At 51.1% G+C, this 12,919-nt stretch carries 11 protein-coding genes, 1 tRNA gene and 3 pseudogenes; 9 read left to right on the top strand and 6 right to left on the bottom strand.

Annotation, left to right across the window (positions count from 1 at the left end; all coding sequences use genetic code 11):
• Positions 1-52: 52 nt before the first annotated feature.
• The 3 genes from RHM65_RS07905 to RHM65_RS07895 all read left to right on the top strand — a co-directional run bounded on the left by RHM65_RS07905 (position 53) and on the right by RHM65_RS07895 (position 3,749).
• Positions 53-1,201, top strand: coding sequence for a methyltransferase (locus tag RHM65_RS07905; protein ID WP_416194737.1), 1,149 nt, complete (start codon positions 53-55; stop codon positions 1,199-1,201).
• 430 nt (positions 1,202-1,631) lie between these two features.
• A tRNA-Thr gene (locus tag RHM65_RS07900) sits at positions 1,632-1,707 on the top strand.
• A gap of 83 nt (positions 1,708-1,790) precedes the next feature.
• Entirely contained in the window at positions 1,791-3,749 is a 1,959-nt protein-coding gene (locus RHM65_RS07895; protein WP_322184621.1) for a site-specific integrase, read from the top strand.
• Positions 3,750-4,007: 258 nt separating this feature from the next.
• Here RHM65_RS07895 and RHM65_RS07890 read toward each other — a convergent pair whose 3' ends face one another.
• The gene (locus tag RHM65_RS07890) at positions 4,008-5,126 is read right to left on the bottom strand and encodes an HNH endonuclease (RefSeq protein ID WP_322184620.1); all 1,119 of its coding nucleotides are present in this window, start codon (positions 5,124-5,126) and stop codon (positions 4,008-4,010) included.
• A 186-nt stretch (positions 5,127-5,312) separates the two neighbouring features.
• On the opposite strand from RHM65_RS07890, the gene RHM65_RS07885 reads away from it, so the two are divergent.
• Positions 5,313-5,882 carry a recombinase family protein gene (locus tag RHM65_RS07885; protein WP_322184619.1) on the top strand — a complete coding sequence of 190 codons (570 nt, stop codon included), beginning with the start codon at positions 5,313-5,315 and terminating at the stop codon, positions 5,880-5,882.
• 72 nt (positions 5,883-5,954) lie between these two features.
• Here the strand turns inward: RHM65_RS07885 and RHM65_RS07880 are convergent, their stop codons facing one another.
• Together RHM65_RS07880 and RHM65_RS07875 are read right to left on the bottom strand one after the other, a co-directional pair.
• Entirely contained in the window at positions 5,955-6,458 is a 504-nt protein-coding gene (locus RHM65_RS07880) for an FxLYD domain-containing protein (protein ID WP_322184618.1), read from the bottom strand.
• 190 nt (positions 6,459-6,648) lie between these two features.
• Complete coding sequence (locus RHM65_RS07875; RefSeq protein WP_322184617.1) at positions 6,649-7,041, bottom strand: hypothetical protein; 393 nt, start codon at positions 7,039-7,041, stop codon at positions 6,649-6,651.
• A 68-nt stretch (positions 7,042-7,109) separates the two neighbouring features.
• On the opposite strand from RHM65_RS07875, the gene RHM65_RS07870 reads away from it, so the two are divergent.
• Positions 7,110-7,592: a helix-turn-helix transcriptional regulator gene (locus tag RHM65_RS07870; RefSeq protein WP_322184615.1), complete on the top strand. Its 483-nt coding sequence runs from the start codon at positions 7,110-7,112 to the stop codon at positions 7,590-7,592.
• 1,045 nt (positions 7,593-8,637) lie between these two features.
• On the opposite strand, the gene RHM65_RS07865 is transcribed toward RHM65_RS07870, so the two are convergent.
• Entirely contained in the window at positions 8,638-9,582 is a 945-nt protein-coding gene (locus tag RHM65_RS07865; RefSeq protein WP_322184613.1) for a hypothetical protein, read from the bottom strand.
• 555 nt (positions 9,583-10,137) lie between these two features.
• Positions 10,138-10,329 (bottom strand): annotated as a pseudogene (locus RHM65_RS07860) (tyrosine-type recombinase/integrase); the annotation flags it as partial.
• A gap of 7 nt (positions 10,330-10,336) precedes the next feature.
• On the opposite strand from RHM65_RS07860, the pseudogene RHM65_RS07855 reads away from it, so the two are divergent.
• Together RHM65_RS07855 and RHM65_RS07850 are read left to right on the top strand one after the other, a co-directional pair.
• Positions 10,337-10,516 (top strand): annotated as a pseudogene (locus tag RHM65_RS07855) (terminase); the annotation flags it as partial.
• A pseudogene (locus RHM65_RS07850) lies at positions 10,513-10,944 on the top strand (tyrosine-type recombinase/integrase); the annotation flags it as partial. The pseudogenes RHM65_RS07855 and RHM65_RS07850, both read left to right, overlap by 4 nt.
• Positions 10,945-10,953: 9 nt before the next feature.
• Here RHM65_RS07850 and RHM65_RS07845 read toward each other — a convergent pair.
• On the bottom strand, positions 10,954-11,850 hold the full coding sequence (locus RHM65_RS07845) for a hypothetical protein (RefSeq protein WP_322166499.1): 897 nt from the start codon (positions 11,848-11,850) through the stop codon (positions 10,954-10,956).
• A 74-nt stretch (positions 11,851-11,924) separates the two neighbouring features.
• On the opposite strand from RHM65_RS07845, the gene RHM65_RS07840 reads away from it, so the two are divergent.
• Both RHM65_RS07840 and RHM65_RS25295 read left to right on the top strand, forming a co-directional pair.
• Positions 11,925-12,647, top strand: coding sequence for a restriction endonuclease (locus RHM65_RS07840; RefSeq protein ID WP_322184612.1), 723 nt, complete (start codon positions 11,925-11,927; stop codon positions 12,645-12,647).
• Entirely contained in the window at positions 12,647-12,871 is a 225-nt protein-coding gene (locus RHM65_RS25295; protein ID WP_369124689.1) for a restriction endonuclease, read from the top strand. The genes RHM65_RS07840 and RHM65_RS25295 overlap by 1 nt, the downstream gene beginning before the upstream one ends.
• Positions 12,872-12,919 lie beyond the last annotated feature (48 nt).

Raw genomic sequence — 12,919 nt, 5'->3', positions numbered from 1 at the left:
ACTTCAGGGCGACCAGATTCGTAAGCGGTTTCGCGAACTTGACGATTTTCTGGTGGCCCATCAAACCCTCTGGCGGCCACGTCCGTTTACTCACCGCGAGCTGCCGTGGGAGTCTGAGCACGCCGAGTTGGCGGCATGGCTGCGTTCGCGCTCACTGGAAGACGCCGAAGCCGCTCACAACCATCCACAACGTCTCCTCGCCCCGGCCCCGTTCGCACAACTGGCCGCTCAATCCATTGCGCTGGGCGACATTGGCGAATTGCCGACCACCGCGCTGGTTCCGGTTCCAGCGCATAGCGGCGCCGACGTGCCGGGGCGTAAGTGGCAGCAGATCCAGGCGTTCGCCGACGCCCTGAGTTTTCGAAACGCCCCGGAGCATTGGCTCGACTGGTGCGCGGGCAAAGGCCATCTCGGACGGCACTTGGCACATCGCGGCCAAGCGTTGACCTGCCTGGAACACGATCCGCTGCTGGTGGACGCTGGCCATCAACTCAGCCAGCGGCTGGGGATCGATGCCGAGCATCGGCAACAAAACGTCCTGGCCGCCGATGCCGCTGATCATGTTCACCGTCGGCATACGCCCGTGGCCCTGCACGCGTGTGGCGACCTGCACGTGCAACTGATGCGCCTCGCCGCCGACGCCGGTTGCGGGCAACTCGCCATTGCGCCGTGCTGTTACAACCGCATCAGCACCCCTGAATATCAAGCGCTGTCAGCCCAGGGCAAGGCGTCGGCGTTGCGTCTTTCCCTTGCGGACCTGAGCCTTCCGCTCAGCGAAACTGTCACCGCCGGTGCGCGCGTACGCCGACAGCGCGACACATCAATGGCCCGCCGCCTAGCCTTTGACCTGCTTCAACGAAAGCTGCGCGGCATCGATGCTTACCTGTCGACGCCATCACTGCCGGTCGCGTGGCTGGATAAGCCGTTCTCCGACTACTGCCGCGAGCTGGCTGCACTGAGGCATTTACCGGCAGTGGGTCAGCACGATTGGGCAGCGTTGGAAGCGGCTGGATGGCAACGCTTGGCCAACGTGCGCAACCTTGAACTGGTTCGCGGATTGTTTCGCCGACCGCTGGAGTTGTGGTTAGTGCTCGACCGCGCTGGCTATTTGCAAGATCGCGACTACGCTGTGCAGCTTGGGACTTTCTGCGAGACCCGCATCACCCCCCGCAACCTGATGCTTCTCGCCGAACGCCACTAGGGTGAAATTAAACACATCATCCTGTGGATAACTCTGTTGATGAAAATTTGACCTTTGGAAAAAAAACATAGCTAGCTCGCTAATTTTTTTGCTGCCCACATTTTGACCGCCGAATAAATTCGCGCAAAAACAGCAGGTTGCGGCTGTTCCAATCCGGCTGGGGAAATAACCCGTTTTTGGCGTCAATTCTTACTTCGCTTGTGCATAAAGATTGGAGCTAAACCGAATAGCGCCCTCGTGCTGACGTGCTTGAACAAAGCGGACGCTTCGCCGCTAGCCATTTCGGTCCCCACGGGCTTAAGAATGGGCGTCGCGCAGGACATCCAGGGTGAAAACCAAACGCAAAATGCCGATCCTGTATTTTTCTATGCGAATCAGTCAGCTAGGGGTTTACAACCCTAAAAAACTGGATATACTCTGCGCCCATCACGCCGGTATAGCTCAGTTGGTAGAGCAACTGACTTGTAATCAGTAGGTCCCGAGTTCGACTCTTGGTGCCGGCACCATTACTACATAAATCACTGATTTCCTTACGGATTTCGGTGATTTTTTGTTTATAGGTCACGTAGGTCCTACAAAGGGCTACAACGTGTCTCAACGTGACAACCTCTACCGCAGGCAAAGCGGTATCTATGTCCTTCGCATCATCGTCCCGACTCGCCACCGCGATCAGATCGGGCAACGTGAAATCCATATTTCCACCCGCACCACTGATCGGAGCACAGCGAAGGCTGTAGCATGCCGGTTTCAGTGTCATTGGCACTCTTGTCTTAGCGAGTTGGAAGTGGACAATAAAAAGCTTGTTGAAATCGGCCCCCTGCTGACCGGAAAGGGACTTATCAGCATCAACGAATTGAGTAATGGATCCGGGCTAGATGTCGGATTCTTGCTTCGTGAAATGCTGATCAACAAACTTTTGTTCGTCTATGAGGCAAGCTCACAACCCGGTTTTCTGGTCCACGATTTCTTCGAGGTCGAACGCGAAAGCGGGACCAGCGAGTTTATCCTCAACAGTGCGATGGAGGTTGGAGAGCCGCATACCTTTGACCGCCTCTTAAAGCCGTTCTCTACCCGCAGAATAATTCTAAGCATCATAGATATCGGCTTTTGCGATGAAACAGTCTTTCGGGTATCGGGCCTGAATCGAGCGACTGCCTTTTTCGATCTACCCGGCATCCGCCTCACGGCAAGCACAATATTGATATCAAAGGTGCAGGCCGAGAGACTGATAAGTGGACCGGTGTCAGCCGCCCTAAGCTCGGCAGCCGCTCTTCCTCGCGTCTTGGAACCGTCGCCGTCGTCTTTCACTGCAACCCTACCTCCTGAATGCTGCCGACCAGAAAGGGCAAAGCAAGTAACGTCGTCATTGATGGAAATGTTCCTCGATAGCAAGAAGGTCCGTTGGGGGCCGGGACAACAAAAGAAGATGGCGGGTCACTGCCGAACTTTCGTAGAGCTAATGAGCGACCCACTACTCGGCACGCTGAGCCGAGAGTTGATTCGGGAATACACGCTGAAGCTAAACAATATGCCCGCTGATCGGAATGCCGCCAGCCTGCGCCACGGAACAAAAGACACAAACCAATTACTAATATTGGCAGAGCAGAACAACGAGGTCCGACTATCACCGACTAGCGTAGACGACTACATGAAGGCGCTGTCAAGCATGTTTACGTGGGCTGTGGATGAGATGATCCTCACCCATAATCCCGCGAAGAAAATATTAGAGCGACCGAGGAGTGAAATACGAGACCAAGACCAACGTTCACGGTTTGAGAGGGAACATCTAACACAAATCTTTTCGGTCAGTTGGTTCACAACAGGGACCGGTGAGCGGAACAAGCAGGAGCGGTTTCATCACTTTAGGCCGCATCATTATTGGCTACCTTTGCTTGGGCTCTATACTGGAGCTCGGCTTAACGAAATCGCACAGCTGAACTTGGAAGACATTAAAATAAGCGATACCGGAGTTTACTATTTCGACATCACATTAGAGGCTTCCGGAGAAAAAATCGTCGCCAATGGTAATACGCAGGCTCCAGAGAAATCGCTCAAGAATAAAAACTCCAAGCGGACCGTTCCCATGCACCCACACTTAGTTGAACTCGGGTTGCCCGAATATGTAACCGCTCTTGTAAGCGCTGGTTATGACCGGCTATTTCCCGAACTCGCCCACGACGCCATCAAAGGCTATGGAAAACCGGCTGGAACTTGGTTCAACGGACGCTTTCTTGGACAAAAACTTAAGATACCCCGCGATGGGAAGCTTAGCTTCCATTCGTTCCGCCATGGATTTATTACTGCACTAGACGAACTCGATACCCCGCCGGCGATTCAGGCTCAGCTCGCTGGCCACGTCAGAGGAAGCACGGAAACTGCGAACCGCTATCGAAAAGATCGAGACGCAGATAAATTAAAACAATATGTAGATCCGCTGGACTTTGCGCTTCCTTCGATCAAACGATTTATGGTCGCGGATGGCCTTGATGCTATTCGCGATGCATTGTTTCAAAAAGAGAAAATCGCTATACAACAAACCAGAGTTTAGGTAACTGGTAATCAAGCATGCTCCGCGCAGAAGAACTCTGCGCTCCTAGACGGCAAGATACTACTGCCAATAGCAATGGGGCGGGCTAGGCTCGCTGAAGCTCTCTGTGATTAAAGGTGACTGAGAAGTCCACCTACCAACAATTGGCCGCTAGACGCCTACGACGACGCGCAGTCAACGGATCCATCCGCCTCGTTGACTGATCTTCTACCAAGACATGAAATTTAGAACCGTCCACTACAGCCCCATGAATACCGATCATTTATTTATTTTGATTTGACTCAAAATATATGGAACCATTTTCTCTGCAAGCTTACCTGTTAACACTCGCACTTGCTCGTCAGTCAAGACCTGGCCTTCTTCAGCTCCGCAGTTTTTGAATGCAAAGTTAACAGCATCTGAAATCACACGGTTTTGTTCTCTCTCAAAAGATGCTTTTAAAGCGCGAGGCATCACTTGGTGGAAGCAGTTTACAACTGAGCCGGAGTCACATTTCTCATAATTATAAGCAGCGGCAATCTCCTCAATAGTTAGCGAGATATCTACGTCGGTTTTTTGCTCTGTGCCGGTTGTGGGATCGAATGAATAACTAGCCGCAATTTTAGAGCCTGAGTATTTTTCCGAAAGGCAAACTACCATTTTTCGAATTCCGTAATACTCCAGATAGCCTAACAACAATCCTGTTTCAGGATCTCCTGATATTGCCACGCAATGTAACGGCACATTAGGAGGCCTATTAATTAACAAATCACGTTCATAGTAGTAACCGAAGCATGGCACGCCGTCATGTCTTAGGTAGCTAATCGCATGCTCGCAGATGCCGGGCGAAATCCCGGAATGAGAGGCTAACGCAAGGACCGTTTTGACCACCGACCTACCTGCTTCAGGTCCGCCGAACTCTAAGTTCATTTTCAACATACCATCTAAATATCGGTATTCCACTGCTGCGTCATTCAAAAATTTATCCGTGTCTGCCGATGGATACTTTTTCTTAACACCCCTCAGCATTCTTTTCGCCTCCTCTGCATCCCTTGCAATAATACTAATAGCAGTTTTGTTATCCCGCATTTCCTCCTTAAACTCTGGTTTTGATGGAGACATTCCACCTTGATGATGTAGGGTGAGCTTCTCTCCACTGGTAGTGTCAAATGTCTGAGAGGGCGGTTGACCACGTTCTCTTTTTATGTGAAATATCAGGCTTAGTGGGTTTAGCTGTCTGGCCAGTTCTGTATCCCATTGACCGCCACTTTGGTTATTGCATGGGTTACATATAAACCCTTTAACTTTCTTTCGCCCGCCAATACTGTTTGGAATGATGTGTTCTCTTGAATCATTTTCTTCGGTGATTTCCACATCGCAAAGAGCACATAGAGCCATTCGTCCTACCCATCCTGCCGTCCGATAAAATCCAAACGAAGAAAAATCATTATTTCACATGCCATAAAACGACCGTTTTCTGGCAGCCCTCAAAAGCAGTCTGGCGAACTGTCAGGAAAATAGCCTTGGCTTTTCTGACAGGCCATCCTATTTTCGACACCGTATTCCTACAGGAGAAAATAGCAGATGGCCACCTTCGCATACGGACGCGTATCAACTTCCCTTCAGGAAACGGAAAATCAGCGGCTGGAGCTCGCTAATGCTGGATGGGCAATCGACTATTGGTTCGCAGACATCATCAGCGGCAAATCAGCATCTGCGCAGCGCCCTGCGTTCAAGGAGTTGCTGACCAAGATTCGTCACGGTGAAACCTTGTTGGTTTCCAAACTCGACCGACTGGGTCGGGATGCTATCGATGTGCTTCAGACGGTTCGGGATCTTGGGAAAAGAGACATCAAGGTAGTCGTCCACCAGCTCGGTTCAACCGACCTAACCTCACCGGCTGGCAAGCTTTTGTTGTCGATGCTGGCGGCTGTGGCAGAAATGGAAAGGGATCTTTTGATCGAGAGGACTCAAGCCGGATTGGCCCGCGCTAAGGCAGAAGGGAAGATACTTGGCAGGCCGCCCAAGCTCGCACAGGCGCAACGATCTGAAATTTTAAAGGCCGTATCAGAGGGCGCGAGCGTCAGCTCCCTAGCGCGAACCCACAAGGTTTCAAGAGCTACAATCAGCGCGATACGTGACAGCTCAACGTGAGTAGCGCTGCATCAAATGAGCAGCAGGGAAACGCCTCGTATGAGGCGCTTCCCGATTTACGGGCAAAACACATTAGAAAAACGTAATACCGGCAACCTTTGCTGTCTTTGTGCGCTCCTCAATTACGGGCGCCTCAAATGACCAAGTGACACCCGGTTCAAGGTTGTTGACGTTAGCTAAGGTGCTTCCAATCTGCCCTTTGTTTTTATCGTAGAGATTAATCTCCACTTGGACATACGATAACTTCTTGCCCGTGGTATTAATAATTTCTCCGGTGTAGGTCAATACCCCGTATTGCCCTCTCTTAAACTTCTCATTGCTAGCTGTGAGCTCCGACGAGTAGCTAGAAGCTGCGGAGGATGTAGACGGCGTATAGCTCGCCGTGGGATAGGCTACGCTAGGAACGGAGAGACCCGATTTTTGCACCACCAAACTTACAACAAAAAAGCAAAAAGAAATCACACCAATCACTTTAAGTGGAGAGGCTTTCTTTTTAATCTCCACGCCGCAGTTAGGGCACAACTTTGCTTGATTGCTTACTTCTTTACCGCATTCTGCACACTTTGTCATTGCCATAGTATTCCCTTCCATAAAGCAATCGCCATGATTCATAGATGGCTAATGATGGTAACCATATTTGCTTAGATCATGACGTGTGGTTTGGCGCTCTACCTACCGCTTCGTTTTTTCTCGAAAACGGCTATGTCGGCGATGGCTCACAATGCCTCGAAAACGACAATAGCCCGCCCGCGGGAAAGATGATGCATCAGTCGCAAACGAAGCCGAACGACGAGTTCTCCCAATCCTCAGCCCCCCATTTGACAGGAGCATCACCGGGGGCTACCTGATAGAACCGGGTGAAACCTGTATAGCCGCCATAGCTATTTTTGGCATTCACCTCGCCACATACAGATACCAATGCAGCAAGGTTGGGACGTGGTGGATTACCGGTGAAACTTTTAGTGTAGAGATTGCGAAACTGTGCGCTTTCCGGGTCTTTTAGAGTGGCCTTGACGGCATTCTTGGCCTGCTCAGCTCTCGCTTCTGGGACAGGGAATTTATCTGCTGCAAAACATACACCTGACGCGGCTGTCCAAATTGTAATAGCGCAGAAGCACTGGAGTCCTTTCAATCGGAAAGCCTGAACCGATCTGATCATGATTACTCCTTGATAGGTTTGAAATGGCACGACTGGAGCGTGGCCGATGAGTATACCAAGTAGGCCAAATGGCCATCATGACTATTTCTCTACGCCAACGATTTGGGCTTCGTATCAAACAGCTCCGGGTCGCCTCAGGCCTCAGCCAGGAAGCGTTCGCAGATCATGCTGGGATCGCACGCAGTTACATGAGTCGACTTGAGAGAGGTCTAGGAAACCCATCTCTTGACGCGATTGAGGGGCTTGCTGAAGCTCTCGACGTAGATCCGCAAGTTCTCTTCGAGATCGTCCAGCCAGCAAGCTCAGGCGAACCCTCAGAGCTCGTGCCATACGCATCAGATGGGTCGTTCTTCCACCGAGGACTAGCCAGCCCGAGAGATGGCACATTCCGGGTAGGAGATAAGGGCGCGGAAATTCGTCTTGGCTCATTTGAGGAAGCGCTGGCGTATCTCGAGAGAATGCCAATTGCCAAATGGCGTCGACCAAACGACGCAGGGAATCTTGGAATAGTGTCGGCGGTGCGCTGGGCGCACGCATCTAAACACAAATAGCAGCCGGAGCGGCTCGACTAGGTTTAACCAGCATGTGTAAGTTTTCAAATAGCCGTTTTTAGGGCGCGTTAGTGTAGCGAAAAAGTGCGTTACGTTTCACTCGAAACCCTACATGCCCCGTGCCATGCGGGCTACAGCCGGTCTAGCGTTAGCTCGACCCAACTACCAAAACCTTGCACGCCCCCTCTCGTTTACTTCCAGAATTCTGCCGCAACCTGCGATTTCGCCTGAGCTCGCTGGCGGGACGATCCCTGCGAGCTGAGCCCTACCTCTACCGGCAGCCTTCAAGCCCGCTTAATGACGGGCTGTAGCAGCGCGCATGCCCACCTTTAAGCGCTGATTCAAGTCAGAGATATCGCCAACGTCCGGGGCAATAAATTCCAGCGGCACCATCCCCTATCTTTGGTCAATCTCGACTTTCTGGTTCGGTTCGGTGCTGAACCTTGGGCGCTTGAGTTGTGGATCATTGGCGGCTAGACAGTAGAAGAAAATCTCCGCTTCGCCGCAACCGCCATGTAATGCACATTCGCTAGCTTGAACATGGTCGAGGAGTATTTCTCTCCCCTTTGATTCACAGAACGTGTTTGCTTCTTGTAGAGCTTGCCCCTTTGCGGAAGCAGGTCCACCAAAGGGAACTCGGGTGGAAATCGTGTAAGTGTCTGGGCCGACTTTTATCGGTCCGGTATCTGTGCACCCAGTGAGGGCAAGCATGGCCATGCAAACAACAGCGAATCTCATAGGCATATCCATTCTCATATTTTATTAACATCCTTTGTTTAGCGGCATGCTGCTGATGGTCGCCTGCTGCCCCTAGCGAAGGTCACACCCGGAAAGGGAACGAGTCGCGGTTCGACGATTTTATCTGAACCCGACTCACTCCAAGCGTGGGAGGTATTCAGGGATTTTCCCCATGGAGAATGGCTGCCGCTTTCAATGTCGATTCTGAGTAGAGGTATGACTGAAAAGAGCATGAATAAGCAACAGTTATACGGGTGCGCACCTGCCCCCACAAAGCCCTTGAACATAAGGGCTATTCCCCAATGATCTATTTTTCGATTGTCCCGGTTTCAACGGAAGCGCGACCCCAAGTGCGGGTCAAGCTTTTCAACGCATGCTGAATGCGCTCATTAGGTTTGGCTGCCCGGTCACTGGTGATGAATAGCGACCTATTAAAACCAGCGACATAGGCCCCCACCGACTCCACCCTTTCGAGCAATAATTTGTTCTTTGCTGCTTCCAGAACCTCAGCCGTCTTGGGCTGTAAACGCCTCAACTTCCTCAACAGGACGGGCCTAGCCTGCGGGCGAATCAACCGAAAATAGCTTCCGAGCTTGCGGTAGTTAAAATTCAGCAAGTCTGCGGGACGGTGGATCTGAAAGTAGGCACAGCCTAGCTGGTTAAGATTGACCTCGATCCGACAGCAATGCTTGTTTGGTGGAAGGGCTCGGCGGTTATCTGTGACCTTTCGATAGACCCGCATGAACGCGAAATTCGGTTGATCTATAGAGCCATACTTGGCGTCCTTGTGCCCAAGATAAAGAGTTTCTCGCGGATGAGGACGGCGCTCAACGTCGCCGTTGAATAGAGCCTCGACCTTATTGGCGGCTTGGGATGCGCGGCTGGAAACCTGAATTCCCGGCGCATCCCACGGGTAAAGCTGACCTATCAACCATTGGCGCACTTGCTCCAAGCGTCCATGCCGGTCGTCTAGGGCAAGTGAGCGGCCGTTTTTTGGAAGGAAATCCAGACTCACTTCCAGCTCTTCGAGAACCGCGTTTGGAGCCATTTCTGCAATGATGCGGACCTCCTCCGGCCGGGGATCATGCAGCGTAAAGATGTGCTTCCCCTGCGAATCCAGAGTTCTTTTGAGTCGACCGGAGGGCAGCTCAAAATTCATGAACGCGCAGGAAAATTTCATGAAGTCGATGCTCGGCGAAATTTGATAAAGACTGAGGTCTAGCAAGCCCAGTGGGAGAGGTGACGAGTTCATAGGGCAAGCTCAGAGTAGGATTGGTCGAGCATAAAAGATCGTGCGAAGACTTCAAGTGGCTCGACTGTGGCAGTTTTCGTGCGGCTGGTGGTTGGATCTGAATATTTGAACGCCTGGAGCGGCGCTGGCGCCTTAGTCTAAGGATTCACAGAATTGTGCGCCGAACGATGACTCCAATGCCTCCAACGTGCCCATACAAACCTAGGAGGTCGTCGTTTGGGGAACCCATTCAACGGGCAAATCTCGCACTCAAAACAGAGCTCCGCAGCTCCTACAAACACCTGCTACGATGAGCAGGCTAATCCCATCCAAAACAATGATTTACGTGACTGCTGGTGCCGAGTTCGACTCTTGGTGCCGGCACCATATCTCAAAGCCCCGCTACGCGGGGCTTTTTGGTTTCTGGGGTTTAAGAAACCCACGCTTGTTTCCGCTTAACCGTCCACAAAGTGTCCACACTTGGTAGACGCCCCAGATTAGAGGCGTCGGTTGATCAATGCCTGGCCGATCCCCATAACCTCTTTCAGACCTGTGTCCGATTCCGACCATCCGCCATTATTCTTTCTGCGAAGTTTTAGATATCGCGAGTGGATTCAGCAAAACAACATCCGCCAAATGCCCAGGGCTGAAATGTGCGTACTTCATCGTCATGGTCAACGATGCGTGCCCCAGGACGCGCTGTAGGGTCAAGATGTCTCCGCCATTCATCAGGTAATGGCTTGCGAAGGTATGTCGCAACACGTGTGCCACCCCTGACACCGCGCTGTCTGGTCCCGCTAACGCACAAAAACACTTGGCGTTGATGATCTCGGCACTCGCCGAGGACTGCGCTCGCCTGTCGGGCCTGAACTCCATGGAGGCGCGTCAGCGACTGAAACGGGACGAGCTGCTGCCCAAATACCGGGACTATGTGCAGCGCTACCGGGACTCAAAGCCGTGGCCCTGCTTGAACAGATCCACGTCCTCACCGGTAAATTCGACCTGGTGTTTGCAGGCGATGCCAAGCCCTGGAAGCCCATGCCTGAAAACCCGGTGAACAGCGCACTCAGAAAAATGGGCTATGACACCAAAACCGAAATCTGCGGGCATGGGTTTCATTCGATGGCCTGTAGTGCGCTGATTGAATCAGGACTGTGGTCCGAGACAGCTATCGAACGGCAGATGAGTCACAAGGAACGCAACAACGTCCGCGCCGCCTACATTCACAAGGCTGAGTTCATCGAGGAGCGCAGGCTGATCATGAACTGGTGGAGCCGGTATCTGGAGGCCAACCGGCAGGAGCATGTCACTCCACACGAGTTTGCAAACCAGACCGGGACGAACGTCACGCGGCTCAAGGCGAAAAGCCGCTTGAGGGAGTAGGCCGTTAGCCTACTCCTCGTCCTGCCCACCAACGTACGCTTTGTACGCCTGCCTTTCATGAGTCGGCTTGGACGGAAATGCCAACTGAATCTGCCTACTTTTCACCATTCCATTCAGGTACTGCTGACGGAGGGCATCTGGACTGCGCTTTACCAAATTAGCCAACACGTTGAACGTCAGATAGTGCTCCTTGCATAGGGTGATAATCACCTGTTGCATACGATCCTTTTGCATGCGCTCTCGATTGCGCGGCTCCTCAGCCAGTATTTCGAGCTTTTCTCGAAACCCTGCATCAAGCCTGTCCAAAGCATCGATCAGCGGCGCGTCAATATGATCGCTCAACAAGCAGCCATCATCGTTTCGCTGCATATCCAGCTCGACCTTATGTTCGGAGCTACCTGCGTTATGTTCGGAGCTAGCCCTGTTATGTTCGGAGCTGCCGGCGTAATGTTCGGAGCTCTGTAGCGGACCTGCGAACACTTGCTCCGGCGTAGGCAGTTGCTCACCTGGCAGGTGATAAATCATGCCCCGTGAGCGCCCGTCGGGCACAAGGAATCCCTCGCGTACCAACCGCGTAAGCAGTTGGCTCAAGTCATGAGCATGAGTATCACAAATCTCAAGGAGACGATTATGGCTGACCACCCGCTCAATCGCGGCCGTGGCCAAAATCAACCTGGCAGTATGTTCCAAGCTCTCGAAACGAACCCCAAATCGCTCTCGTAACTGCTCCACCACCCCTTCAGGAAGCAAGTCCAACATGCGAAGCTCAAGAAGGGTTTGCTCGGGCTCGGGCTTTTCATAAAGGGCTGGCGGTCGCCAATGCTGGCTGCGCCACCCGCTGTAGATTTTTGGAACCCCAGAACCACCACGCTCGCCAAGACCGATAAGAAGAAACATTTGGTGCATTAGCCTGTTCCGGCAATCGCTGGTACCACCTTTCAGGAAACAACTCCATCGGCAAAACTAGTCTGTGGAAAGCTATGCTACTAAGGCTTGACGAAAACATAATAAAAAACACTAAAATAATTTATACTGTTCTGCACCATGAAAAATTTCCCGACATAGAAAATAACGTCACATTAGTAATCCTTGAGGATCTTAGTCTAGACCACACTATAAGCTCAAAAGAAAAAATAAATCAGCTCATACAAAAATACCCCCAAAAGCAATTTTTACCAGTAGGTGCATACAAAGATTTTTTGGAGAGCTTCTCCCCGAGAGAGCATATACATTTAGAATCTTTGCACGCCAACGAATCTATTTTGTTTATCTTGGAGTTCCTATCAGAGAGAATGCCAAAAAATGAATTAACGAAAATCACAGCTTTCACTCAAGGAAACCTCTTTCTACTTAGATTAGTCGCTCAATATTTAAACAGCAACGCCTATAACTCGAGCGAGATCTCAGAAGTTATAAACCAAGGAATAAGCTACAAGAGTGGATTTAGTGATTCTGAATTAGCAGTTCCTACCAATTCAGAAAAACTCATTCAGCTGTCTACTGATATCCGGCTTGTAAACAAAACGATACTTGAGAGAGTTAGGCAAAATCCGGAGGGTATGTACAAACGCACCTCTCGAGAATTCGAAGAAATGGTTGCCGAACTAATGATCAAACGAGGCTTCGAGGTTAAGCTGACAAAAAAAACAAGAGATGGGGGAAAAGATCTAATTATTGCCAACCACATGGACGTAGAAATTTGATGTACTATGTTGAGTGCAAAAAATATGCACCGACCAATCCAGTTGGTGTAAATCTTGTACGCGAACTAGTTGGCGCCATGTCTGCCGATAGAGCCACGGCTGGAATAATGATCACATCATCCTATTTCTCTCCTGACGCCATCAAATTTTCAAAAATATTTCAACACCAACTAGGCTTGGTAGACTTCATACAACTGAAGGAATGGTTGAAAAAGTATGGATGAACTGGCAAGCATAAATACTATTAGATACAGCATACCAATACATCCACT

The organism is Pseudomonas sp. CCI4.2 (assembly GCF_034350045.1).
Classification (GTDB): domain Bacteria; phylum Pseudomonadota; class Gammaproteobacteria; order Pseudomonadales; family Pseudomonadaceae; genus Aquipseudomonas.
Note: the sequence above shows the minus strand (reverse complement) of the source record. Positions and strands in the feature narration are given on the sequence as shown.

Bases quoted from the DNA above. Each gene is read 5' to 3' on its own strand.
- RHM65_RS07890 (WP_322184620.1), bottom strand. From the start codon at position 5,126: ATGGCTCTATGTGCTCTTTGCGATGTGGAAATCACCGAAGAAAATGAT.
- RHM65_RS07885 (WP_322184619.1), top strand. From the start codon at position 5,313: ATGGCCACCTTCGCATACGGACGCGTATCAACTTCCCTTCAGGAAACG.
- RHM65_RS07880 (WP_322184618.1), bottom strand. From the start codon at position 6,458: ATGGCAATGACAAAGTGTGCAGAATGCGGTAAAGAAGTAAGCAATCAA.
- RHM65_RS07875 (WP_322184617.1), bottom strand. From the start codon at position 7,041: ATGATCAGATCGGTTCAGGCTTTCCGATTGAAAGGACTCCAGTGCTTC.
- RHM65_RS07870 (WP_322184615.1), top strand. From the start codon at position 7,110: ATGGCCATCATGACTATTTCTCTACGCCAACGATTTGGGCTTCGTATC.
- RHM65_RS07865 (WP_322184613.1), bottom strand. From the start codon at position 9,582: ATGAACTCGTCACCTCTCCCACTGGGCTTGCTAGACCTCAGTCTTTAT.
- RHM65_RS07845 (WP_322166499.1), bottom strand. From the start codon at position 11,850: ATGCACCAAATGTTTCTTCTTATCGGTCTTGGCGAGCGTGGTGGTTCT.
- RHM65_RS07840 (WP_322184612.1), top strand. From the start codon at position 11,925: ATGCTACTAAGGCTTGACGAAAACATAATAAAAAACACTAAAATAATT.
- RHM65_RS25295 (WP_369124689.1), top strand. From the start codon at position 12,647: ATGTACTATGTTGAGTGCAAAAAATATGCACCGACCAATCCAGTTGGT.